Consider the following 24,934-nt stretch of genomic DNA (forward strand, 5'->3'; position numbering starts at 1 on the left):
CTAACCATCACCAAGGAGACTGGAGAAATGAAAAAAAATAATACCGAACCGATCTCGGTCTTTAAGTGGATTTGGCAATCCTATCTTCGCACAGCCCTGATCCCGTTGGTGGTAGTCGAGCTGGTTTTTGTGGGGATCTATTTTAGCGCCAATAACTGGTCCCGCTGGGAAACCAAAGCGGCTCTGGAGGAATCCGTAAATCTTGAACTCAACCTGCTGGCTGAAAAAGAAGCCGAGCTGATTAATAAACAACTTTACGATTTCGCCCATGTGGCGGCTCTGTATCAGCAGCAAACCAGTCAGGCTCTGGCAACACCGTCGGCTTTAGACAGTGACGATGCTGCCCGACTGGCCTACGCCGATAACGGCGCCTATGTCACCACAAGCGATACGGCCACTGGCGGGGCGGCGGTTTTTTACAGCGGCGTCATGCCAGTTAATGCCCCCGAACGGGATAAAGTCGCCCGGCTACTGGCGCTGCAACCACTGATGAAAGACATCATTTCTACCCATCCGTTAACGACACAAGTTTATTTTAACAGCTTTGATTCCCTTAATGTCATCTACCCCTATTTCAATGTGCTGGAACAATACCCGGAAAAAATGAACATCCCGGAATACAATTTTTATTATGAGGCTGATTATATTCACAATGCCCAGAAAAAAGTGGTCTGGACCGATGCCTATCTTGATCCGGCCGGTCATGGTTGGATGGCTTCGGCGATTGCCCCGGTTTATAACGGCGATTTTCTAGAAGGGGTGGTCGGCATCGATGTCACCATCAGCACGATTGCCAATCAGATCCTCAACTGGGAATTCCCCTGGCAGGGCTATGGCATCCTGGTCGGTAAGGATGGCGCCATTCTTGCCCTGCCCCAACAAGGTGAGGCCGACTGGGGACTGCGGGAATTAACCGACCATCATTATGAAGAAGCCATTACCCAGGACACCTTTAAACCAGACGATTTTAATGTCTACAAACGGCCGGAATTTGCTGCCGTGGCCGAACAGTTAAAACGCTCTCAAAATGGCGCAACCCAAATCACCTTAAACAACCAACCACAACTGGTTTCCTGGAATACTGTTTCAGAAACTGGTTGGAAACTATTGGTGATTGTCCCAAAGGCCAATGTCTATCAGCATACCAATGCCATTAACCAGTCACTGATTCAAATCGGGCTGTTGATGATTGCCGGGTTGATTCTGTTTTACTCGGTGTTTTTTTATATTTTATCCAAACGTTCCTATGCCATGAGCAGAAATATCTCGCAGCCGCTCAATAAAATCAATGCCGTTCTGGATCAGATCGGTCAGGGTGATTATTATCAGCCGGAACCGCCAATGCCGGTGACCGAGCTCGAAGAAACCGCCCACAACCTGATTGCCATGGGCCAAAAATTGGGGGATGCCTATCAGGCCCTAGAAAAAGCCAATCGGGCCAAATCAGAATTTTTGTCCCAGATGAGCCATGAATTGCGAACACCGCTTAATGCTATTCTGGGCTTTTCCCAGCTGATGGAAATGAATCCTCAGGAACCGCTTTCCGAATCACAGAGGCAATATGTCACTGAAATCATCCGGGCTGGGGATCATCTGCTCAATCTGATCAATGAAATTCTCGATCTGTCCCGGATCGAATCCGGACGCTTTTCCCTGTCCAATGAACCGGTTGATCTTTTTACGCTGGTGGATGAAATCCTTTCGCTGATGCAACCTTTGGCTGACCAAAACCAGGTCACACTGAGCTTTGAGCGCCCGGAACCGGCTACCCTGACCACTGTGACTGATCGAACTCGTCTCAAACAGATCCTGATCAATCTGATCTCCAATGCCATTAAGTATAACCGCCCGAACGGCCAGGTAACCATCCGCCTGGAAAAAACCGTCGATCACCTGCGCTTTGACGTCATCGATACCGGTCTGGGCATTCCCGCTGACCAGCTAACCGCGATTTTTGACCCCTTCCTGCGGCTTCCCGAAACCAGCGCCTCCGTCGAAGGCACCGGCATCGGCTTAACCCTGGTCAAACAGTTATGCCAACTGATTAGCGGAAGCATTGATGTGACGAGCACCCCTGGCGAAGGCAGTCATTTTTGTCTGGAAATTCCCTTTATGGAGCGGACTGATAACTCAGAAAAAACCGACCAGATCGCTTCTGATCTCCTCCAGACGCTATCTGGCCAGCTCTACCTTTTGCTGTATGTAGAAGATAATCAGACCAACCTGAAACTAATGGAAGCAGCCCTTGCCAAGATTCCCAACATTGAGCTTTTAACAGCAACAAGCGGCGAGCTGGGACTTAAGCTGGCCCACAGCCAAAAACCGGATTTAATTATCCTGGATATCCATCTCTCCGGAATGGACGGCTACGCGGTGTTAAAACAGCTAAAAGCTACTGCCGAAACCCGCATGATCCCGGTGGTAGCCCTCAGCGCCAGCGCCATGCCAACCGATATCGACAAGGGCATTGCCATGGGCTTTACCGATTATTTCACCAAGCCCCTGAACGTCCCGCTGTTTTTAACCCGAATTCAAGCGTTGTTAAGCCAGACGAAATAAAGCGTGCCCTCAGGGCAAAAAAAGCACCAACCATTTTGGGTTGGTGCTTTTTTGATCGGCCCCTCACAAGACCCGGTTCTCGGCAAAACTGTAATAGCCATCCCCGGCTACAATGATATGATCCACCACCGGAATGGCAATGGCCTCGGTGGCCTGCCTGATCCTCCGGGTGACATCAAGATCGGCTTGAGAGGGCCGCTGGCTGCCGCCGGGATGATTGTGAGCCAGGATGATGCTGGCGGCCTGATGCCGTAGCGCCGTTTCGACAATCAGCCGGGGGTAAACCGGGGCTTCGTTGATGGTGCCCTCGTGAAGCAGGCTTGCCTGGTTGACCTTGTTCTGACTATCCAGACAGATCACATAGAAGGCCTCGTTAAGCCGCCCGGTAAATAACGACACGACATATTCGCCAGCGGCGGTGGTACTGCCAAGCACCGCCTTGGGTGCCAGCTTGCCCTGCTGGTAGCGGCGGGCCAGCGCCGGGATTAGGCTCAGTAGCAGAGCGGTGTTTTCGGTGACCCCAACCAACGCGCAGAGATCCCGGGGATCGGCGTCAAAAACCCCGGCCAGCGAGCCATAATGGCCGATCAGCCGATGGGCCAGGGCATTGGTGTCCTTCATCGGGATGGCGTAAAACAGCAGCAGCTCCAGAATCTGATGGTCCTCAAAATTGTCGATTCCTTCGCTGATCACCCGGGCTTTAAGCCGCTGGCGGTGACCCTGATGGGGGTTTTTAGGCTTTTTATCCATAGCGTCTCCCTTTCCTGATGCACCGTTTGCCGTTGGTGTGCATTGCTTTCATTATAAGCCATCTACCCTCGGATGCAAACATAAAATTGGCCTGATGGCAATTTTTGTGAAGCGCAAAAAAAAGCAGCCCCCTAGGAGCCGCCTTTTAATGCCCTACTATTTTATCCCCTTCTTATTCGATCGGGATTTCTTTTTTGCTTTCGGGAGCCTGGCCTTTGGGGGCGGTGATTTTTAGCACCCCATTTTCAAAGCTGGCTTTGATCTGATCTTCCAACACATTGGGGAGATAGATGCCCCGCTGCATGGAGGAAAAGGATCGTTCCCGGTGAATATATTTTTCACCTTTTTCTTCCTTTTCTTCTTTTTTCTCAACCTGAATCATCAGGTTTTCATTGTCATAGCAGATATGAATGTCACCTTTTTCATAGCCGGGGACTTCCGCATCGACCATGAATTCCGTGTCGTTTTCTTTTACGTCGACTTTAAAAGTGTCATTTTTCAAGCTCATCATGGGAAATTGCCGGTCGTTGAAAAAGTTGTCAACCAGGTTGTAAAAATCCACGACATCGCCGGTCTGGGCTACCTCATTTTTCTTAAACGGTGTAATTCCAAACATTAAAAAACGCCTCCTTTAATTTGTTTGATCACTCCGCCCGGAGTGACCTGTTTCGTTCTTTGTATACCCATTGACCAGACGAATAAACGACTGCGTCAAATTTTTTACCATCCCGCCGGAAGCTTGTGTCGTCACTGACAAAACCGGGGCTGAATCTGGTCGCCGCCCCCTAGACCGGGCCAGCCACAAATTCCGACCCGACCACCAGACCCTGGGGCAGGTTAAGATAAACAACCGCATAGGAGCCATCGGGGTTGAACCAGCCCAACCCGGTAACCTGCTTGGTACTGCCGGCTTCCGGTTTGCTTAGGCTGACTTCAATGCCATCACTGCCCATCACATCCTGAACCTCGTAGAAGGGCATTCCGACGGCCATCCGATAAGCCTGTTTGTCGGTCACCGGAAAGGGGTTGAGTGCGGCCAGTTCCGGGGATCGGCCCGCCGGTAAAAGCTGTTTGGCAAAAACGGCATCGTCTTCGCCAAAGCGGATCAGAACCCCATAGCCGTTTATCGGATCCCGATAGGCCACTTGCCCATCGGCCTGGACTTCCCCGGGCACCGCCAGCATCGCTTCAAGCTGGGCCCGGGGCAGATCCAGGGCCACTGCCAGATAAAATTTCATGGCAGCTTGAGCTGCCGCCGCATTGGCCGGATTAACCGTAGTGGTGACGGTGGGTTCTGGTATTTTAGTCGGATTATTGGTGGCGGTCGTAGCGGTACTGCAGCCACCAAGCAGCAGCCCCCCCAATATCAGGGTGGCCCCCAGCAGCACCATTTCGTATTTTAAGGATCGCATCAACAGTTCCCCCTTTTTAAAAAGTAACCGGGTTCATTGCGAAACGGTTCGGGCCAGTGGGCCCTGTTTCACAACAACCGACAAATCTTTCGGTTGCCTCTATTGATACCCCCACCCCGGTATTTTAATCAACCAACATCGCCTAGCACTAAAAAAAGCCGCCCGGAGACAAGCATTTTTCTTGCCTCCAGGCGGTTTGACTGTTGATTGCGAGTCTTTTGATCAAGCGGATGGCTATTGCTGAGGAGCCCGTCGGCCCACCAGCAGACCGACAACCTGGCCACTTTGTTTAATCGGCGCAACATCAAAGATAACCGCTTCGTTGGTGACCTTACTGATCGTCTCTTCTGAAATGGCCGTTTCGCCCTTGAAGCCCGCCTCATACCAGAATTCACCCCAGGCATCAAACTCGCCACCACCGTTGATGTACTTGGCATGACCGCCCAGATCCATGACTGCGATATCCTGATACCCCATTGGGACCACTTCAGCAGCAATCGTGTCCACCTGGACTTGCCAGTTCATGGTGATGACCGGCGCCTGCTTGGCCATTTCAGCCAGTAACAGCAGTGCCTTGTTATCGTCCTCGGTACTGGTTTGTTTGATGCTCTTAAGTTTAAAGCTACTGATCATTTGTTTAAGTATTTCAGCCTGGCCGGAAAGCTCTTCAGCCGATGCGGCACTTTCTTCGGCAGTAGCCGAGTTGCTTTGGACAACAACGGAGACCTGCTCGATGCCTTTGGTAATCTGGGCAATCTCGGAGGCCTGATCATTGGAGGCCCGGGCAATGTTGCCAACCAAACCTGTCACTTTTTCAATTTCATTGAGAATTTCAACCAGACTTTCGGCGGTTTCATCGGCAATCCTGGTGCCCGCCGCTACCTTGTCGATGGAGCCTTCAATCAGACCGGTGGTTTGCTTAGCCGCTTCTGCACTGCGGGCCGCCAGTGTTCGGACTTCTTCGGCCACGACCGCAAAACCTTTGCCATGCTGTCCGGCCCGGGCGGCCTCGACTGCCGCATTGAGGGCCAGAATATTGGTCTGGAAGGCAATATCATCGATCACCTTGATAATCTTGGAAATATTTTTGGAGGATTCGTTGATTTCGACCATGGCCGATACCATTTTGGCCATTTGCGAATTCCCCACTTCGGCATTGTTGCGCACCTCCTGGGCCCGCTGGTTGGCTTCGTTGGCATTTTTGGCGTTGCGTTTGGTTTCCGCCGCCACTTCTTCAATCGACGCGGTGAGTTCCTGAATCGAACTGGCCTGTTCGGTGGTGCCCTGGGCTAAGGCCTGACCGCCATCCGATATTTGGATGGCACCAGCATTAACCTGTTCGGCGGAATCATCAATTTCCTTCATAAATCCGCTTAAACTGGTGGTAATACTATTGATGACCAGCTTGGCGGCATTAAAGTCGCCATGATAATAAGCCCGGATTTCCTGGGACAGATCGCCCTCACCGATCAGCTGCAGCAATTCGGTAATGTCCGCCACATAATTTTTTAAGAAGTTGATGGTCCGGTTCATGTTTTCTTTAATTTTGCCATGCTGCCCTTGATACTCGCCAGTCATGGTAAAGCTCAGATTTCCTTTTGACAGTTCATCCAAGGCTTCCGCAGTCGCCTGGATCGGTTCGATCACGGCATCCAGGGTCTGATTGAAGCCGGCAATGACCTTGGCATAATCACCACAGAACTTGGCGGGATCACCACGATGATCAAGATCGCCGGCAATTGCCAGTTGGGTCATCTGATCGGCTTCTCTGACCAGGGCATGGATATTTTCAATCATCTGAATCAGACTGGGTATAAACGCATCCGCATCACAAAGTTTTCCGGTGGCTACCAGCTCATCGTAGTCCCGCATATTCCCATTGGCGACATTGTTAACAATGGCATGAATATGGTTGAGCTTATCGTGGATCTCATTGACCGATATCGCCAGATCACCATAGATGCCTAAATAGTTGCCTTCAACCCGGGCTGAAAAATCATTGAGGCACAGGCGCGAAATGACATCACCGGTTTCGGTCAAGGCTCCCAGTCCGTCAATGCAGGCGTTGATATTACGTTTAAGATCGTTGAAATCACCTTTGTATTCGGTGGTGATTTTCGGTGGAATCACCCCGTTGCCGATCCGTTCAATCGCCTTATTGGCAACCTTGAGCGGTTTAACAAAGGTGTTGATGACATTATTCAAAGAAATAATCATATCTTTATAGCCACCCGCATACTCATTGGTATTGCCCCGGTAGTTCAATTGACCGTCGGTGGCGGCATGCCCAAATTTTACGATGGCATCGTGAACCCGATTCATTTCCTGGCGGACCGCAATCATCGACGATGCCAGCACATCATCGGCTGAACGGGGGATGATTTCCACGCCAAAATCGCCCTGAGCCATTCGTTTGGCGGTTTCTGCCAGGTCTTTATTGTTTTGAATGATGGTTTCAAAAGTCTTCATTAAATCACCCAGTTCATCATGGGCGGTAATTTCTAAATCCAACTCAACCTTTCCCAGCGCCACCTGATCGGCCACTTCTTTGACTCGGGTAATCGGTCTGCAAAACGTGTGTGCTATCACATAGGCGCAGGCTCCGCCAATTAAAATAATAACGAGGGCACTTAATAAAATCTGATTGCGTAGATTGGCAATCGTAACCTGTACATCGGTTGTGGCTGGATCGGTTAAAGCCGATGCCCCCAGATTAATGGCCAGCATCGCCAGCACTAGCACCGCCAGACCAATCAAGGCGGTTGTCAATAACAGCAGCTTGGTGGATATCCGCGATTTGCGATGAGCTGCAACTGGCTGCGCCACCGTTACCGGTCCGGCATCGGCATCGGTCACCGGATGAATCATTGGTTTTTGTTTTTCGTTCATACATAATCCCTTTCCATGTAATCCTTTGCTGTGCCCTGGAAAATTTTTTTGATCTATTCATGCGGTCATTCCGGATCGCTTAAGCAAGTATAAGGTCTACATTTGTTAAATTTTCTACAATCTATATTATATCCCTTCTCAGCGCAAATATCTATCCTTAAACAACAAAATATTACTGTAAATTTTAACTGAAATTTCCAGAAATCCTGCCTGTACTGGCTTGCTTTGTACAAAATAAAGACAAATATTTACCATAACGATACCCCACGTTTTTGTTGCGAGCAAGAATAAAACCCCAGAAAGGTGGTATATCACTAATAACAATCCTTCAATACACCACGTAATCCTTCGTTGCCATGCCCGATTCATTCACACCTGATTGTTTGGACATTGTGAAATGAAAAACACTAAACACTGGCTGCTTTGGGTACAGTCTCCACAAACGCTTTCGTAACGTGTAGGCGAACAGTTTTAAGAACTGTACAACGTACCGTGTAGAAAGTGTTTCGCGAGAAACTGATCGCAACGCTCACGGCAGTTTTGCAATGACCCAACCTGATCGTGTATGAAAGAAAGGATGATCAAAATGAAACGGCGGGTCAAGCACGCTTTGACCGTATTCCTCATTGGTCTGGCCAGTTTTTTGATCGTCTCGCCCGGTGTCTGGGCAGATGATCCCCCCACCCTCACCCAAGCCCCCGCAAACCCTGAATTTGTCCAGTATCTGTCTGATCTGGAAGCCGGATCGATTCCCACCACTACCGCCACCGGTTATGGTCTGGGCTATATTCCCGAACCGCTTAACCGGGCCGAAACGGTCACCACCGACAGCATCGACACCGCCAGCTTCCCGGCCAGCTATGATCTGCGCTTAACCGGCCGCCTCACTGCTGTTAAGCATCAGGGTACCTTAGGCGTCTGTTGGACCTTTGCCAGCCTCGGTTCGCTGGAATCGACGCTGCGGCCGACGGTTACCGCCGATCTGTCCGAAAACAACATCCGCTGGAATCACGGCTTTGACAACGGCCCCGAAAGCGGCGGTAATGCCAGCATGTCGCTGGCCTACATGGCCCGCTGGAACGGCCCCGTCAGTGAAAGCAGCGACCCCTACCCCACCGGCCAAAAAACCGGTCTGACACCTGTTTATCACATCCAGCAGGCCGAGTTCCTGCCGGAATCCGACGCCGCACTCAAGCAGGCACTGATGGATGGCGGCGCTGTGTTTACCGCCCTTTACGCCGGTGCCATTGACAACCCGTATTACTTTAACCAAAACACCTCAGCCCTCTACTACAACGGTTCAGCCAGCACCGATCACGCCGTGCTGGTGGTCGGCTGGGATGACAACTACGACCGCAGCAATTTTGCCACCCCACCACCGGGAAACGGCGCCTGGATTATCAAAAACAGCTGGGGTAGCGATTGGGGTGATGATGGCTTTTTCTACCTCTCCTACTACGACACCTACGCCACCCACGCTTTAACCGCCTTTAACAATGCCGAAGCCACCACCAACTACAACCGCATCTACCAGTATGATCCCCTGGGCAGGACGGCATCCCAGGGCTACAACACCCCCGACGGGTCAGCCTGGGGGGCCAATATCTTTACCGCCGCCGCCAGTGAAAACCTGACCGCCATTTCCACCTATTCAGCCGGCCCCAATACCACCGCCGAAATCCGGATCTATACCGACGTTTCGGCCGACAACCCCAGCAGCGGTCAGCTGCGAACCACCCAGACTGCCACTTTTGCCCATGAAGGCTATTACACCGTTGATCTCAACACCCCGGTGGGACTGACCGCCAATCAGAAATTTGCAGTGGTCATCAAGTACACAAGTCCCCAGGCCAGTTCGCCGATTCCGATGGAAACCGTCATTTCCAATTATACCAGCAGGGCCAGCGCCAATGCCGGCGAAAGCTTTATCGGCTATGACCTTAACAGCAGCTGGTATGACACTGGCGCCAAAGATGGCAACAATGTCTGCATCAAGGCCTTTACCGGCGGCCAGAGTGCCATCACCCTGACAAGCATTGCCATTACCAACCCGGCCACCAAGCTGGTCTATCAGATTGGCGAGTCCCTCGATCTTTCCGGTCTGGTGGTCACCGGCAGCTACAGCGATGGCTCCACCCGCACCGAAACGGTCACCGCCACCAATGTCAGCGGCTTTGATTCCGCCAGCGCCGGTACCAAAACCCTGACGATCACCATCGGGGGCAAAACCACCAGCTACACGATTACCGTTAAAAGTGCCCAAACCACCGGAGTAGATGTCTACTATCGCACCCATATTCAGAATATCGGCTGGCAGTATGACTGCAAAAATGGCGAAGTCTCCGGTACCTCCGGCTACGGTTACCGCCTCGAAGCGATTCAGATGCAGCTGATCCAATCCGGCTACGACCTTGGCATTGCCTATCATACCCATATCCAGAACATTGGTTGGGCACCCTGGCGCTATAACGGCGAGGTCAGCGGCACCTCCGGCATGGGTCTGCGGCTGGAAGCCATTGAGATCCAGCTCGTTGGCAATGATGCCAACCAGTTTGATGTCTATTACCGGGTACATTGCCAGAATTTCGGCTGGATGGGCTGGGGTAAGAACGGCGAAATGGCCGGCACCTCCGGCTACGGCTACCGCCTCGAAGCAATTCAGATCGAGGTCGTGCCCAAGGGCACCTACTTTAGCGTTGACGCCGCCGGGCAACCGGCTTATGCGGTAGCTAATTGAGCACTGACCGGGCTGAATTTGATGCACAATACCGTACCGACCAATGACCAAGGGGTCAGACCCTTGTTAATCTGTTGTTCGCTGCGATGCGTAGAGTCTGACACCTAGGTCACAACATGATATACAATTGTGGTACTGGGTTAGTTTTTTGAAGTTTGTAGTATCAAGACAAACCAATGAAAGTGAGGTAAATAAAATGAAAAATAAATTCGACCGACTCCCGGGCATGCTGCTGGCTTTTCTGATGCTATTGATCCTGGCTCTGCCTCAGAGCATTCTAGCGGCAACAGAACCGATCCCGGCTGAAACCATCGACACCGCTACGCTGCTGCCCACCGCCACCTATCGCACCCATGTCCAGAACATCGGCTGGCAGGACTGGAAAAGTGCCGGCCAGACCAGTGGTACCTCGGGCCAGTCGCTGCGGCTGGAGGCCATCGAGATAACCCTAAATGATCAGGGCTACGATCTGGGGGTCGCATACCAGACCCACGTCCAGAATATCGGCTGGCAGGAACTCAAATACAATGGTGAAACCAGTGGCACCTCCGGTCAATCGCTGCGACTTGAAGCAATCCGGATCTTTTTAAGCGGCAACGATGCCAATCTCTTTGATATTTATTACCGGGTTCACGCCCAAAATCTGGGCTGGCTGGGTTGGGCGAAAAACGGCGACAGTGCCGGTTCCGCCGGGCTCAGCTACCGGCTGGAAGCGATTCAAATTGTGATCGTTGCCAAAAACGGGGCGGCTCCCGGCTCGACCCTGCGACCCTTTGTCAGTGTCTACAACATGGGCATTGCAAAAACCCAGGATCAGAACTATTATGACATCGATACCCTGCGTTGGGTTTACGGCTCCCGCTACGAACGGCCGGTTTTTTACGACAACAGCCTGGTGCAGATGAAACTGGACGTCTTTTATGAAGCCCTGGAAAACAGCTGGGTGCAGGCCAACAACGCCGACTACATGAGCTTTGTCCAGTCCTACACCACCGACCCCAGCTTCCGCCAGAACCTCATCGGCAAATACGAAAACAATGTCACCGCAGCAATAACCTACAATAACAACAACATCATCTCGGTAACCCAGGAACAGTACCGCTATAACGGCGGCGCCCATGGCAACAGCGAGCTCACCGCCCACAGCTTTGGCACCAAAACCGGCGATGAACTGACCCTTGGCGATGTGCTGGTGATCCCCGATAGCCAGATCAGCGCCAAGCTGACCGCCGAATTCCAGCAGCTGAAAAACAGCGACCCCAACTACAGCGACATTGACCTCACCGCCATTGCCAGCAAGCTGGGGGCCAACTCTCCCTACTATCTCACCACCACCGGGGTTTGCGTTTTCTTTAACCCCTACGAGGTCGCCCCCGGCGCCCTCGGCCGGGTCGAGCTGCAAATCCCCTACACCCGCACCGATCTGGTAGTGGATGTGGAAACCCTGATTTAAACGGAGTCCGCCCGGTTTTCGTTTAACCAAAAATCTGTATAAAAATAGCGGCCAACGGCCGCCATGGTACCCTCCGTCCCAGCAAATAGCAGGGGCGGGGGGATTTTTGATTACTATTTAGACCAAGTCGCTGTTCCTGAATTATACGTATAGGTGCCGGCATCATTTAATAGATATGCTAACAGAAATCCGGTGCCATTGGTTCCCATGGTTGTGGCATCCCCATAAATTCCCGCCCCGGTAGGCAGGGTTATGGTGGTCAGGGGCTGGTTTTTAAAGGCTAATGGCCGAATAATTACACCGTCGCTGCTCTGAATGGTCAGGGTTTCCAGGCTTGACAGATGGGTTGAATCCTTCATTTTTCCTTCAAAGGCATTTTCACCGATATAGGTTACCGTCGCCGGAATCGTCAGACTGCCACTTAAGCAGTTATTATAGAAGCTGTAATTACTGATGACTCTTAACTGACTCGGCAGCGTCAGGCTGGTTAGCGGGCATTCGGAAAAACCATCTAAATCAATGCCGATTAACTGTGAACCGTCGGAAAAATGAACGGTTATCAAATTATTACAATTATGAAAAGCCCCTACGCCAATCCTGGTAACAGTAGCAGGGATGGTCACTTCGGTCAGGGTTTTATTATTGTAAAATGCCTCTTTACCAATCGCCACCACCGGGTTCCCGCCAATGGTCTCGGGGATCGAAACAGTCGTTGCACTCCCCCCATATTCAGTAATGGTTAATTCTGTTGTTCCGCTGGTTTTATAGGGCAATACCGTTACCGTGCAGAAAGCGTCTGCACCACCGCCATCGGCGGCAGTGGCGGTAATCGTTGCGGCGCCGGCACCTACGGCTGTCACCTCACCGGTGTCGGTATTCACCGTGGCCACAGCTGTATTACTGGTCGTCCAATTCAGGTTCCGGTTGGCAGCATCGGCCGGTTCCACGGTCGCCGTTAAGGTCTCACTGCCGTTTGCACTCAGTTCCAGGCTCGGTTTATTCAAGGTGATGCCCGTCACCGCCACAAGGGTATTCAGATTGACCACTATTGACGGCCCAGGGTTATCGCCGCCGGTGATCAACAACCGGAAATCATAGCTGGTGTTGGGGGTTAGCCCGGTGGCTGTGGCCGCATCGGAGCTCTCATTAAGGGGCGCCGTCGTTGCTGGCGTCCAGTCGCCACCGACGGTTTTCTGCTGCAGTTCCACCGCCGTCGCATCGGTCTGGGCGTCAAAACTGAAGCTGGCCGAATTGATGGTCACAGCGGTCTGTGACAGGCTGGCATTGCGCAGCACTAAATGAAAAGCGCTATTTTCCCAGGGATCCCCTGTAAAGCCAGTTTTACCATCCCAGTAGGCAAAAGTCGTCCCGGGGGAGAAGAAAGGGCTGAAAACCGAACTCGGGGCATTGCCATCAAACCGCAGCACCAGATTCGCCGGGCAGTTGGCAAAGGCATCTACCTCGATGGTGGTGACCGTTGCCGGAATCGTCAGACTGGTCAGGGCCGTACAGCTTTCAAAGGTAAAACTAGGAATCTTAGTCAGTCCCGGCGGCAGGGTCACGCTGGTCAGCTTGCCACAGCCTGCAAAAATCCCCCAGTAAGGAAAAGTAGCTTTAGAGTTGTCTTCAAAGGTCACGGTTTCCAGAGCTGTACACCCCGAAAATGTATATCCAAACAGGTACTGGGGATTGCTGCCACCGATAAAGTGCACCGTCTTCAGGCTCGTACACGCTCTAAACGCCTGGCTTCCAATGCTAGCCACGGTATTGGGAATGGTTAAATTAACCAATTTTGTGCATTCATAAAAGGCGTTTGCCCCAATGATCTCAACGCTCCCCAAATTTAAATCTTTCAGAGCTAGACACTGCAAAAATCCGGATGCCCCGATCGTCTTTACACTAGCAGGGAGACTGACACTTTCCAGTTTTTGACAGCCCTGAAAGGCTTTGTCGCCAATGGCCGTCAATTGTGAGGTTCCCGCAAAAGTCAGACTTGTCATGTTGGAACACTCCATAAATGCACCGTTCCCGATGCTAGTCACCGTTTGGGGAATTGACACCGATGTCACGTTGGTTTGGCCTTTAAAGGCATTGGCGCCAATCCCGGTGACCGCAATACCATTGACCGTCTCCGGTACCGTAACGTTTCCGCCGGGGCCGGAATAGGCGGTAATTACCCCCAGCTCAGTTGTTTTGTATTGATCAGTCGGTAAAAATTCAGCTGTGATCACCAGCGACCCGGCGTCATTGGTGGCAGTTGCCCCAGCTACGGCAAAGAAGTTAGCCGGGATATCCGCAGCACTATAGGGCGCTTTCATGGTCAAATTAATGGTGGCCAGATAGCTGCTGGTGCCAACAAACTTCTCGCCCACCGCCAGTGGGGTCAGGTTGCTGCCATCTTTTTTCTGCCAGCTGACCGTGCCACTAAATTGGCTGGTTGCGGTGATCGCCGTCACCGGGGATTCTCCGGCAAAGGGTACCGTGATACCGGCAATGGTCTGTTGCAGGTCTTTAACCGTAACCACACAGGTGGCACTTTTATGGCCGTCCTGAGTGGTCACGGTGATCGTCGCCTGGCCCTCGCTCAGCGCCGTGACCTTGCCGCTGCTATTAACCGTCGCAATGGTCTCATCGCTGGATGACCAGCTTAGTGCTTTATTGCTGGCCGCTGCCGGTGCCACCGTCGCAGCTAGGGTGTCCACATCATTAACCGCCAAAGTGCTGGCGGTTTTATCGAGACTGACCCCGGTCACCGCCACCGGCCCTGGCGGGGTATACCCCCCGCCACTGCCGCCGCCATTGTCCGGCGTGGGGAAGACCGGCGGAATCACAACCCCCGGCTCCACCGTGTAACTGCCCGGTTTCTTATCAAAAACCGCACCGTCGGCATTGACTTCGGCCTTGACCACCGTACCCTGACCTTTGACGGCAGCTTTGCCATCAAGCACCAGATCACTAACCGTGGTACCGGGATTCACGGTCACGGTACTGCCCGCCCCTGCTTCTCCTACCGTCATTTTGCCAATAGTGGTGGTATTGCCCTGGGTGGTCACAGTCATGTTGGGCGCGTTAACTTCCACGCTATCAAAAGCACCTTCCAAGATAATCGTCTCACCAGTGGCATCTTCGGCTATCACCACATCTAGACCATCCACGTCCTTCGCCACAATCCGCACCGCTCCGCTGGCGGTTTTTTCCATCACAATGCGACTATAGCTGCCACCATTAATATGTATACTGTTGGCACCGCCGCCCCGAACCAGGGTATCTCCATCCACCGTCACATTGTTCAGAGTCACGGTGCCGTTGCCAACCGCCTCACTGATTAACAGATCCCCGGTGATGACCAGATTCTGAAGGATCACCCCATCGCCATCTACCGTCACATCGCCATTAATGGTCTGGGAACCGGAAGCTGGGCCATAGGTACCCGTTTTAGCATAGACCGTCGGTTCGTTTTTCAGTCCCTCATAAGCCGCCTGGATCGCCGCTACGGCCGCATCCACCTCTATCTGCGGCAAGTTGGCAGTAACAACATGTTCTGTTATGGCTGTTTGCAAAGCTCCCCATGACTCGGCTGTAAAATCATCTTCATTGAGCTTGGCAATCTTTGCCACCAGAGCGTTGTAAGCCGTCAGATCGGCATTATTCTTAACCACCTTCACCAGCAGGGCTTCGAGGCGCAGCGAGCTTCCCACGGTCCCCAGCTGGGCACCATCAGCCAGCCAACAGTCGGCCGCCTGGGGCTGATCACCAACGTTTTGAACATGGCCCCGGTACTCGACACTATACCCCGGCACCGGTTTTCCGGCGCTGTCAGTCAGCACAATTTTAACTGCTTCAATCCGCAGGCTTTCCCCCCGGGTCCCGGCATAGGCCCCATCCCGAGGCCAGTCCGTCGGGTCATTTTCGTCATAGAGCCAGCCCCTATTCTGAACATGGACATTATAACGCAGCTCCATCGTATCGGCCGTCTCGCCTGTGAGTTTAATCTCAAACCCCTCAATCCGCTTGCTTTGACCGACCGTGCCAATGATCTCAGGGCTGTCCACCCAGCTGCCGTCAAGCGGATAGTCCCCCCGATCCTGAATGTGTCCCCGGTAGGCGACCCCCACTGGCTGTTCCGCCGCTGCGGCCGACAGCGGCACCACAATAAAAATCAATGCCCAGCAGGCACACCAGTATACGAATTTCTTCTTCATTTTCTTTTCTCCATTTTTTTAACATCGAATCCATTAATGGTTTAATCATATCACAGAGTCGATTCTCAAAAAGGCGTATATTTCTGTTCAAATGGCGTATTTTTTTTAATTCTTCCTGCCAATCCGACCCGAAGCCACTGTACCAATTTGGCAGATTCTGTTATACTGGAAGCATCACAACAACCGTGTGAAAAAGGCTCAATTGCGGGCCTTTAAACCAGCCGATTCAAGCCTTACCCGCCCCGAGATCAAATAACCTGTACAACCAAATTTCCAGGTAATTGCGAAATGAACAAACATCGAACAATCGTTGCTTTGGGAGCAGTTTCCACAACAATAAGAAATCGCAATGCGAATTTCTTATTGTTCGCGGGCAGTCGCCAACTACAAGCAAGCTTGTGATTGGCTCGTTGCCTTCACGAAAACAATTGTGTAACGTGTAGGCGAACAGTTCAGAGAACTGTCCGCCGTACAGTGTAACAATTGTTTCGTGCGAAACTGGGCACAAAGCTCAGAGCAGTTTTGCAGTTAGCTAAACCAAATTTATTGAAGGAGCACCTCATGAAAAGAAAAAAATGGATTCCCCTGGTGGTTTCTCTGCTGGCCCTGATTCTTTGCGGTTGCACCGCTGCCCAGGACAAAGCCCCCCAGACCGAAACGTCGGATGCCATTGTCCCCACCGACTACAGTGACAGCGCTCACTGGCTTGCCCTACCCACCGCGCTTGATAAGGATGTCGATGTTTTCTATCTCTACCCCACTGCCTGGGCCAGAGCTAATGCCGATGCCCCAATTATCAGCACCATTGATGATCCGGTTATGATCACCAATTCCAATCTGGCCTATGCCCGTCAGGCCACCGCTTTTGAAACATCGGCCAATATCTATGCCCCCTATTATCGGCAGTTCGATGCGTCCGCCACCGCCAACATGTCCTATGACGAACAGCAGGATGTCTTAAAAGGGACCACCTTAACCGATGCCACCGCCGCCTTTGACTACTACATGGAGCACTACAATAACGGCCGCCCCTTTATTCTGGCCAGCCATTCCCAGGGCTCCAATGTGATGATCTATCTGCTGTCAGACTATATGAAAGCGCATCCCGAGGCTCAGAAGCAGATGGTGGCAGCCTATATTATTGGCTATTCCATCACCGATGACTATCTGGCTGATAATCCCAACCTTACGTTTGCTACCGGATCCGGGGATACCGGGGTGATCATTTCCTACAATACCCAGGCCCCCACCATTGAAGGCACCGATTTTGTGGTGCTGCCCACCGCGCATGTCATCAACCCGCTAACCTGGACGACCGATGAAACCCTGGCACCAGCCAGTGCCAACCTTGGTTCACTGCAGATCAATGCCGATGGTACCGTGGCTAAAAATCCCGATGGCAGCAATGTCAAAGTGATGAACCTTGCCGATGCCCAGGTCAATATCGAAAAAGGCGCACTGATTTGCAGCACCGTCGATGTGGACACCTACGCCCCCGGCAGTGCCGCCTTTGGCAAAGGCGTCTTCCACAGCTACGACTACCCCTTCTATTACTACAATATCCAGGCCAACGCCGAAGAACGGGTCGCCAACTACTTAAAAGCCCACCAGAAATAGCAAAATACCCAATAAAAAAACCGCCCATTTAAATGTGGCGGTTTTTTTTACATCAGCACAATCAGGCTCAGGGCCATGATCATCATCCCGGCAATCAGGCCGTAGATGGAGAGGTGGTGTTCGCCGTATTCCCGGGCCGTGGGGAGCAGCTCGTCAAGCGAGATAAAGACCATAATACCGGCGATCCCGGCAAAGAGAATCCCAAAGACAGTGTCGTTGAGAAAAGGCAGCAAAATAAAATAGGCGGCAATTGCCCCAACCGGCTCGGCCATCCCCGAAAACAGCGACCAACCAAGAGCCTTTTTTCGGGATCCGGTGGCACAAAACACCGGAATCGCCACTGACATCCCTTCAGGGATATTGTGAATCGCCACCGCAATGGCAATGGCCAATCCCAGGGACGGCTGCTGGATGGTTGAAACAAAGGTGGCCATCCCTTCAGGAAAATTATGGATGGCGATGATTACAGCTGTAAAAATCCCGGTACGCAATAGTTTCTGGCTACCATCCGCCGGACAGGACGCCGTTTCTTCGAGCATCCGGGTTTCGTGGGGGTTTTCATAGGACGGCACCAGCTTATCGATGATGGCAATCAACAGCATTCCCCCGAAAAAAGAAATGACGTTGACCCAAACCCCGGTCTCCGCACCCAGATTGGCAATCAGGAGCCGCCGGGACTCAAAAAATAGCTCCACAAAGGAGACATAAATCATCACCCCGGCCGAAAACCCCAGAGCGATGGATAAAAGTTTGGTATTGGTCTTTTCAAAAAGCAGCACAATCAGCCCGCCGATACCGGTGGATAATCCGGCCAGCACCGTCAGCAGAATGGCTGCGCCTAAATTAGAAAAATTCATGGTTCACATCCTTATGGGTAACTAATAAAATAGCGCAACAAAAATAATATACCACGAATCGCTAAAAAATGAAACAGTAAAAAGTCATCACACTTCGGAAACAGGCATAAAAAAAGAAGCGTTCACCGGATGATAGAGATCCGGCCCGGAGCTTCTTTTCGGGATTATGCTTGTCTATCTAAGCATTAAAAATGCAAGCATTTAAATAATACTGTTGGTGGCCTTGCGGCGGAGCTGACCGGCGGCTAGGGTTTGCAGTTGCTGACGTTGCTGCTGCGGAGATGGCGGGGTCGGTAGAACGGATGATGTCAGGTCGGCCGCCTGAGGTGACGCTGCAGCTTCTTTCTCCTGGCGGTTTTTGATTTCGGCATTATAGGTGGCCATGGTAATCTTACCCGCTAAAACCAGACCCTTCAGCTCCGAATTGGTGTAGCTGCTCAACTGATTGCTGGCAACGGCCTCGTCCTCGGTCTGCTCGGCTTTGGCAGCCTGGCGGCGGTTGTGTTTCTCCTCGCTGGTATCGTCGTCATCGCCGGGGATGCGCTTGAGCTTCTGATCAATGGTGGAGGTCTCCTGGTTGGTATCACTGTTTATGTTGCTGTTCTCGCTTTTCATCCGGTAACCAACATATTCCCGGCTCAGCTCCATGCTGTCAAACTTGTAGTAGGAATTGGCTTCGTTGGCGGCCTGCTGGGGGTTAACACTGTCAGCGGTAGGCTTAACGGTTACTGTTTCAACTTTCTTGGCCAGCGAACTGGCGGCAGCCTGTGGCGCAGCGGCGTTAAGAATTATTGGATCCATCCTGATTCTCCTTTCCCGGCATTTTTCTCAGACCCTCTGACTCGGCATCTGAAAATGATCGCATTATTTTTTTGTATTATACCACAGATCGTTGCAAATTTCATCAATTTTCGTAAAATCACCGGCATTTCTCTCATAAAAAAACACCCCAGCGAGCCAGGGTGTTTTAATCATTTATCGGTTAAAACTTTTTGTATGCTTTGGCACCGGCCAGCACCTCAACGACTTCTTCAAAGGAGGAGCCGATGGATGCTTCCACCGAACCAAAGATGGTGCCTTCGACAATCGGTGCATCGATGATCTTGACATGACTGCTGTCATTAAGCATTTCCATGGCCATTTCCGAACTCATCACCGCACTGCCCAGATCTACCAGAATCACCACGCCATCGCCTTCTTCTACTGCTTCGATGGCGGCTAGAATTTTGGAGACATCGGTGCCGATGCTGCCATCTTCCATCCCACCAGCAGCGGCAATTCGAGCTTCCGGCGCCATTTGCCGGGCCAGTTCCACGGCTCCTTCAGCGACTTTCTGACTATGTGAAACAACTACGATTCCAACCACTTTTAGTTACCTGCCTTTTGCGCCACTTCGTTAATGGCCTGAAAGGCATACGCCATTGAGGTTGCCCCGGGATCCTGATGCCCGATGCTGCGTTCTCCCAGGTAAGAGGCCCGGCCTTTAGTAGCAATGATGGTTTTGGTATACTCGACCCCGTTCCAGGCAGCACTTTCACCCGCCACCAGAGCCTCGGCCATGGTTTTGCCATCTGCCAGACTGGCTTTAATGGCGTTGATGGCAGGAATCATGCTGTCGAGAATGGTTTTTTCACCTTCAACTGCTTTACCCCGAAACTGGATACCACCCACTGCTTCATCCAGCGCCAACAGAATATCTTCATTGGACAATTCTTCTTTGCCTTTGACTGCTGCTCCAGCTTTCATAAATGCCGTTCCATAAAGCGGGCCGGAAGCCCCGCCAACGGTGGAAACCAGCGTCATCCCCACTGCTTTTAAAATATCATCGATATTTTTCTCTTCTACCGTCGGTAATTTTTCCATGACCGCCTTAAATCCCCGGCTCATGTTAATGCCATGATCACCATCACCAATGGCCTGGTCATAATCGGTCAATTCTTGTCGATGTTCAGCCATCTTATCCGCATAAACCCGGATAAAATCCAGCACGTCTGCCTTTGTTGCCATGTATTTTCCTCGTTTCTATTTTTGGTCTTTTTTAGTACATTTTAAAGCCGATGGTATCAGCTTTTGCCAATAAAAGGTCTTTGAGTTCGTCATCCAGTTTTAACAGCGTGATCGAAGCCCCAGCCATATCGATGGAGGTCATGAAATCACCAACGAAGGTTTTAAAGACTTTAATGCCTTTGTCAGCCAGAATTTGCTGCACTCGACGGTTTAAGATATACAGTTCCATTGGTGGGGTTGCGCCAGCACCATTGATCATGACGGCTACTTCGTCGCCAGCAGCGGGATTCATATCGTTTAAGATCCGTTCCATCAGATAATCAACGATTTGGTCAGCAGTCTGAATCGGTTTACGTTCAGTTCCCGGTTCGCCGTGAATCCCGATGCCCAGTTCCATTTCTTCTTCAGTCAATTCAAAACCCGGTTTTCCGGCGGCTGGCACGGTACACGGTTTTAGCGCAACACCCATGGTGCGGACATTGGCAATAACCTTTTGGGCCACGGCTTTAACATCGTCCAAACTGGCACCGGTTTCCGCTTTGGCACCGGCAATTTTATGGACAAACACCGTTCCGGCCACGCCTCGACGGCCAGTGGTGTAAAGACTATCTTCAACGGCAACATCATCATTGGTAACCACGTTGGCAACCTTGATGCCTTCGGCTTCGGCCAGTTCAGCGGCCATTTCGAAGTTCATAATATCCCCGGTGTAATTCTTGATAACTAATAATACCCCTTCACCGGCATCAACCGCTTTGATCGCTTCAAATACCTGGTCAGGTGTGGGAGAAGTAAAAACAGAACCGGCAACTGCGCCGTCAAGCATCCCCGTGCCGACAAATCCGCCGTGAGATGGTTCATGGCCGCTGCCACCACCGCTGACTAACGCTACCTTGCCGACTTTTTTGTCAGCTCGGACCAGCACGTCAAAACCTTCGAGACGGGCAACATATTCAGGGTGAGCCAGAACGATACCTTCCAGCATTTCATTTTCCACATTTTCGACATCGTTAATAAATTTTTTCATAAGACTTCCTCCTATAAACATTATTAGTACTCTAAACCATACTATAACATGTTTTTACCCATTTGGCAGGTAAAAAAAACGATATCAACTGATTTATTTTGGCCAATGCTGCGTCATTTCAGAAAAACAGCTGATTAAATCTGCAAAAAATCGATCCGTCAAGATGGTTGGAGCAAATAATATCTCATTTGTGTTAATCTTTTGTAAATTCTGTGCAGTGTATAAGTCGTTTAATGATGGATAACGCTATATTTAAACCCTTGCGTTTTTGCCGTAACAAAGCAACGCCGCCTTCATCTTACGAATGTAGGCAGCGCTCGGATTCTGAAACGGAAGTAGTGTTTGAAAACAAATCCAGTACCGACACTTATTATATCATGTTGTACCCAAGGGGGCAGACTCTGCACCTCAAAGCGAACAGTTGCGAAAACGCGTTGTTGCTCCAATAAAAACTGAATACGCAACTGTCAGAATTGTGGGCATACAACACATTAACAAGGATCTGACCCCCTGGTCATTGGTCAGGACAGCATCTCACGCCAACCTCTTTCCCTATACCAGCGCCGCTTTCATCGTGCGGACGTAGTCACTAAGAATCGGAGTGGCGGCAGCGCCATGCTCGGCAATGATCCGGACGATGGCGCTGCCGACGATGACCCCATCGGCAAGCTTTGAAATTGCCGTGGCCTGTTCCGGGGTGGCGATCCCAAAGCCCACTGCCACCGGGGTTTTTGATACCTGGCGGATGTCGTCAACGATGGCGGCCAGATCGGTTTTTATCTCGCTGCGCACCCCGGTAACCCCCATCGACGACACCAGATAGATAAACCCGGTGGCGTCACGCGCCAGCATCTGGATGCGATCCTGAGAGGTCGGAGCAATCAGGGTAATTACGTCCAGCCCATGGCCACCGGCAAGCTCCCGGATCTCGCCCTTTTCTTCATAGGGCAAATCGGGAATAATCACCCCATTGATCCCCACTTCCTCGCAGGTGGCAAAAAAGCGTTCCCCGCCATAAACAAAAATCGGGTTCATGTAGGTTAAAAACACCAGCGGAATTGCTGTTTTCTCCCGGATCCGCCCAACCATGGCAAAAATCTTATCGGTGGTGGTGGCGGCCCGCAAAGCCCGTTCGTTGGCGGCTTCAATCACCGGCCCTTCGGCGATGGGATCCGAAAAAGGAATCCCGATTTCAATCAGATCGGCCCCGGCCGCTGCCATTGCCAATATAAATTCTTCGGTTTTTTGAAGCGATGGATCACCGGCTGTCAGAAACGCAATAAAGGCCTTCTGATCGGCAAAGATCCGGGATATTTGATTGACGTTGTTTGGATTACTCATGGATATCTTCCCCCTTATATCGTGCAATTGCCGCTACATCCTTGTCCCCCCGACCGGACACATTGACAATGATGATCTGATCTTTTGTCATCGTCGGCGCCAGCACCATGGCGTAGGCAATGGCATGGGCCGATTCAATGGCCGGAATAATGCCCTCGGTGCGGGATAGATATTCAAAGGCCGCTACTGCTTCATCATCGGTGATGGGGACATACTCGGCCCGTTTGGTATCATGAAGATGGGCATGCTCCGGACCGATACCGGGATAATCGAGTCCGGCGGAGATCGAATATACCGGGGCAATTTGGCCGTATTCATCCTGACAGAAATAGGATTTCATGCCGTGAAAAATTCCCAGGCTGCCCCGGGCGATAGTGGCGGCATGTTCTTCGGTTTCCACCCCTTTACCCGCTGCTTCACAGCCGATTAAACGGACGTATTCATCCGGAATAAAATTGTAGAAAGCACCCATGGCATTACTGCCGCCGCCCACACAGGCGATCACTGCATCCGGCAGCTTGCCCTCTTTTGCAAGAATCTGCTCCCGGGCTTCACGACTGATGACACTTTGGAAATCCCGAACCATTTCCGGGAAGGGATGGGGCCCCATCACCGAACCCAGCACATAATGGGTATCGTCCACCCGGGTCGTCCATTCCCGGAAGGTTTCGTTAACGGCATCCTTTAAGGTCATGGTACCGGAGGTGACCACATGTACCGTGGCGCCCAGTAGGCGCATCCGGAAAACATTTAAGGCCTGACGGTCGGTGTCTTCCTTGCCCATAAAGATTTCACATTCAAACCCCATCAGAGCCGCCGCCGTGGCCGTGGCCACCCCATGCTGACCGGCGCCGGTTTCGGCAATCAGTCGGGTTTTTCCCATTTTCTTGGCCAGCAATGCCTGACCCAATACGTTATTAATTTTATGGGAACCGGTATGGTTTAAATCTTCACGTTTTAAATAAATCTTGGCCCCACCCAGATCAGCGGTCATTTTCTTGGCATAATACAACCGGGAAGGCCGCCCGGCGTAGTCATTTAACAGCTCGGTGAGCTCGGCCTGAAAAGCTGGATCGTTTTTATAGTGTTCATAGGCTTTTTCCACTTCGATAATGGCATTCATCAGGGTCTCGGGGGTGTACTGCCCCCCGTGAATCCCGTATTTTCCTTTACTCATTTTCTTTCTCCTTATTTTATATCTAAACTGCCGATAGCTTTGCTGACGGTTTTATGGAACAATTTTTGGTGAACTTAAGGTTGGCACTTCGCTGGCGTACCGACCAATTGTTAATCTGTTGTTCGCTGCAGGATCGGACAGGCTTCGCCGTGTTCGCCCCGATGCGTACAACATGATGTAACAATTGTCGGTACTTGGTTATGTATAATTACTATGTTCGTTCCTTAACTCAACAAAATTGTTTTTTTGAACCGACAGAAAAGCAATGCTTGCTTTTTTATATTTCTTTAATCAGCTATTTTTCTTATAATATCCACTATATTTATAATCTTATCCCGGTCTTTGACCCCATCGGTTTCGACGCCACTGCTTAAATCAACACAGTAGGGGCGCACCTGGTTGATGGCAGCTTCAATGTTGCCGCAATTTAAGCCCCCGGCCAGAAAAAAGTCCCCAGTAACGCCGTCCAGCAGCTCCCAGTTGAAGGTCGCACCGGAGCCGCCGTATTGGGTGGGATCGTAGGTATCAAACAGCCGGTAATCAGCGACCGTTTCGTTAATATCAGTCGGGCTACTGATCCGGAAAGCCCGAATCACCGGCAAACCGGTTTGATCCTGCAGCAGCCGCACCGCGGCTTCATCCTCATCTCCATGCAGCTGAATGATGTCGATAATGCCCTGGTTGGCTAGCGTGATGATCTCGGCTACCGGGTGGTTGACAAAAACCCCCACCGCAGCAATGCCCGTATCAAGCGCCGCTTTTAACATTCTGGCGGTGTCCTTATCGATCCGGCGTTTGCTTTTGGCAAAGACAAAGCCAATATAATCCGGATGAGCGGCGTTTACCGCTTCAATGTCTGCCAAGCGGGTTAGGCCACAGATTTTTATTTTTGTCATGGTAACCTCC

The 24,934-nt window shown here is 51.4% G+C and carries 17 protein-coding genes; 4 read left to right on the top strand and 13 right to left on the bottom strand.

The window, feature by feature from the left end:
• Positions 1–27 precede the first annotated feature (27 nt).
• Entirely contained in the window at positions 28–2,559 is a 2,532-nt protein-coding gene (locus Q7P33_RS04260) for an ATP-binding protein (RefSeq protein ID WP_303867622.1), read from the top strand.
• A 63-nt stretch (positions 2,560–2,622) separates the two neighbouring features.
• Here Q7P33_RS04260 and radC read toward each other — a convergent pair whose 3' ends face one another.
• The 4 genes from radC to Q7P33_RS04280 form a co-directional block, all read right to left on the bottom strand.
• Positions 2,623–3,309, bottom strand: coding sequence for a DNA repair protein RadC (radC, locus tag Q7P33_RS04265; protein WP_303867624.1), 687 nt, complete (start codon positions 3,307–3,309; stop codon positions 2,623–2,625).
• Between the two features lie 172 nt (positions 3,310–3,481).
• Positions 3,482–3,925: an Hsp20/alpha crystallin family protein gene (locus Q7P33_RS04270; RefSeq protein ID WP_303867626.1), complete on the bottom strand. Its 444-nt coding sequence runs from the start codon at positions 3,923–3,925 to the stop codon at positions 3,482–3,484.
• 169 nt (positions 3,926–4,094) lie between these two features.
• Positions 4,095–4,721, bottom strand: coding sequence for a hypothetical protein (locus Q7P33_RS04275; protein ID WP_303867628.1), 627 nt, complete (start codon positions 4,719–4,721; stop codon positions 4,095–4,097).
• A 234-nt stretch (positions 4,722–4,955) separates the two neighbouring features.
• The gene (locus Q7P33_RS04280; RefSeq protein WP_303867630.1) at positions 4,956–7,610 is read right to left on the bottom strand and encodes a methyl-accepting chemotaxis protein; all 2,655 of its coding nucleotides are present in this window, start codon (positions 7,608–7,610) and stop codon (positions 4,956–4,958) included.
• 565 nt (positions 7,611–8,175) lie between these two features.
• Between Q7P33_RS04280 and Q7P33_RS04285 the strand changes: the two genes are divergently transcribed.
• Together Q7P33_RS04285 and Q7P33_RS04290 are read left to right on the top strand one after the other, a co-directional pair.
• A complete protein-coding gene (locus Q7P33_RS04285; protein ID WP_303867632.1) occupies positions 8,176–10,347 on the top strand; it encodes a lectin like domain-containing protein in 2,172 nt (723 codons plus the stop codon).
• 196 nt (positions 10,348–10,543) lie between these two features.
• Positions 10,544–11,800: a DUF3298 domain-containing protein gene (locus tag Q7P33_RS04290; protein ID WP_303867635.1), complete on the top strand. Its 1,257-nt coding sequence runs from the start codon at positions 10,544–10,546 to the stop codon at positions 11,798–11,800.
• A 113-nt stretch (positions 11,801–11,913) separates the two neighbouring features.
• On the opposite strand, the gene Q7P33_RS04295 is transcribed toward Q7P33_RS04290, so the two are convergent.
• A complete protein-coding gene (locus Q7P33_RS04295; protein ID WP_303867637.1) occupies positions 11,914–16,002 on the bottom strand; it encodes a leucine-rich repeat protein in 4,089 nt (1,362 codons plus the stop codon).
• Between the two features lie 561 nt (positions 16,003–16,563).
• Here Q7P33_RS04295 and Q7P33_RS04300 point away from each other — a divergent pair.
• Complete coding sequence (locus tag Q7P33_RS04300) at positions 16,564–17,619, top strand: DUF3089 domain-containing protein (RefSeq protein ID WP_303867640.1); 1,056 nt, start codon at positions 16,564–16,566, stop codon at positions 17,617–17,619.
• A gap of 47 nt (positions 17,620–17,666) precedes the next feature.
• Here the strand turns inward: Q7P33_RS04300 and zupT are convergent, their stop codons facing one another.
• The 8 genes from zupT to Q7P33_RS04340 form a co-directional block, all read right to left on the bottom strand.
• Positions 17,667–18,476, bottom strand: coding sequence for a zinc transporter ZupT (gene zupT, locus Q7P33_RS04305; RefSeq protein WP_303867643.1), 810 nt, complete (start codon positions 18,474–18,476; stop codon positions 17,667–17,669).
• Between the two features lie 201 nt (positions 18,477–18,677).
• On the bottom strand, positions 18,678–19,277 hold the full coding sequence (locus Q7P33_RS04310; RefSeq protein ID WP_303867646.1) for a hypothetical protein: 600 nt from the start codon (positions 19,275–19,277) through the stop codon (positions 18,678–18,680).
• A 181-nt stretch (positions 19,278–19,458) separates the two neighbouring features.
• Complete coding sequence (dhaM, locus tag Q7P33_RS04315; RefSeq protein ID WP_303867649.1) at positions 19,459–19,842, bottom strand: dihydroxyacetone kinase phosphoryl donor subunit DhaM; 384 nt, start codon at positions 19,840–19,842, stop codon at positions 19,459–19,461.
• Positions 19,843–19,844: 2 nt separating this feature from the next.
• Complete coding sequence (dhaL, locus tag Q7P33_RS04320) at positions 19,845–20,483, bottom strand: dihydroxyacetone kinase subunit DhaL (protein WP_303867652.1); 639 nt, start codon at positions 20,481–20,483, stop codon at positions 19,845–19,847.
• A 31-nt stretch (positions 20,484–20,514) separates the two neighbouring features.
• On the bottom strand, positions 20,515–21,510 hold the full coding sequence (gene dhaK / locus Q7P33_RS04325) for a dihydroxyacetone kinase subunit DhaK (RefSeq protein ID WP_303867655.1): 996 nt from the start codon (positions 21,508–21,510) through the stop codon (positions 20,515–20,517).
• 552 nt (positions 21,511–22,062) lie between these two features.
• Positions 22,063–22,851, bottom strand: coding sequence for a tryptophan synthase subunit alpha (trpA, locus tag Q7P33_RS04330; protein WP_303867658.1), 789 nt, complete (start codon positions 22,849–22,851; stop codon positions 22,063–22,065).
• Positions 22,844–24,028 carry a tryptophan synthase subunit beta gene (trpB, locus tag Q7P33_RS04335; protein WP_303867660.1) on the bottom strand — a complete coding sequence of 395 codons (1,185 nt, stop codon included), beginning with the start codon at positions 24,026–24,028 and terminating at the stop codon, positions 22,844–22,846. Before trpB ends, trpA begins: the two co-directional genes overlap by 8 nt.
• Positions 24,029–24,315: 287 nt before the next feature.
• Positions 24,316–24,924, bottom strand: a complete 609-nt coding sequence (locus Q7P33_RS04340; RefSeq protein WP_303867662.1) for a phosphoribosylanthranilate isomerase — start codon at positions 24,922–24,924, stop codon at positions 24,316–24,318.
• Positions 24,925–24,934 lie beyond the last annotated feature (10 nt).

The organism is Acetobacterium wieringae (assembly GCF_026646375.1).
GTDB classification, from domain to species: domain Bacteria; phylum Bacillota; class Clostridia; order Eubacteriales; family Eubacteriaceae; genus Acetobacterium; species Acetobacterium wieringae_A.

Excerpts from the sequence above, each read along its gene's own strand:
- Q7P33_RS04260 (WP_303867622.1), top strand. The coding sequence starts at position 28 with ATGAAAAAAAATAATACCGAACCGATCTCGGTCTTTAAGTGGATTTGG.
- radC (WP_303867624.1), bottom strand. The coding sequence starts at position 3,309 with ATGGATAAAAAGCCTAAAAACCCCCATCAGGGTCACCGCCAGCGGCTT.
- Q7P33_RS04270 (WP_303867626.1), bottom strand. The coding sequence starts at position 3,925 with ATGTTTGGAATTACACCGTTTAAGAAAAATGAGGTAGCCCAGACCGGC.
- Q7P33_RS04275 (WP_303867628.1), bottom strand. The coding sequence starts at position 4,721 with ATGCGATCCTTAAAATACGAAATGGTGCTGCTGGGGGCCACCCTGATA.
- Q7P33_RS04280 (WP_303867630.1), bottom strand. The coding sequence starts at position 7,610 with ATGAACGAAAAACAAAAACCAATGATTCATCCGGTGACCGATGCCGAT.
- Q7P33_RS04285 (WP_303867632.1), top strand. The coding sequence starts at position 8,176 with ATGAAAGAAAGGATGATCAAAATGAAACGGCGGGTCAAGCACGCTTTG.
- Q7P33_RS04290 (WP_303867635.1), top strand. The coding sequence starts at position 10,544 with ATGAAAAATAAATTCGACCGACTCCCGGGCATGCTGCTGGCTTTTCTG.
- Q7P33_RS04295 (WP_303867637.1), bottom strand. The coding sequence starts at position 16,002 with ATGAAGAAGAAATTCGTATACTGGTGTGCCTGCTGGGCATTGATTTTT.
- Q7P33_RS04300 (WP_303867640.1), top strand. The coding sequence starts at position 16,564 with ATGAAAAGAAAAAAATGGATTCCCCTGGTGGTTTCTCTGCTGGCCCTG.
- zupT (WP_303867643.1), bottom strand. The coding sequence starts at position 18,476 with ATGAATTTTTCTAATTTAGGCGCAGCCATTCTGCTGACGGTGCTGGCC.
- Q7P33_RS04310 (WP_303867646.1), bottom strand. The coding sequence starts at position 19,277 with ATGGATCCAATAATTCTTAACGCCGCTGCGCCACAGGCTGCCGCCAGT.
- dhaL (WP_303867652.1), bottom strand. The coding sequence starts at position 20,483 with ATGGCAACAAAGGCAGACGTGCTGGATTTTATCCGGGTTTATGCGGAT.
- dhaK (WP_303867655.1), bottom strand. The coding sequence starts at position 21,510 with ATGAAAAAATTTATTAACGATGTCGAAAATGTGGAAAATGAAATGCTG.
- trpA (WP_303867658.1), bottom strand. The coding sequence starts at position 22,851 with ATGAGTAATCCAAACAACGTCAATCAAATATCCCGGATCTTTGCCGAT.
- trpB (WP_303867660.1), bottom strand. The coding sequence starts at position 24,028 with ATGAGTAAAGGAAAATACGGGATTCACGGGGGGCAGTACACCCCCGAG.
- Q7P33_RS04340 (WP_303867662.1), bottom strand. The coding sequence starts at position 24,924 with ATGACAAAAATAAAAATCTGTGGCCTAACCCGCTTGGCAGACATTGAA.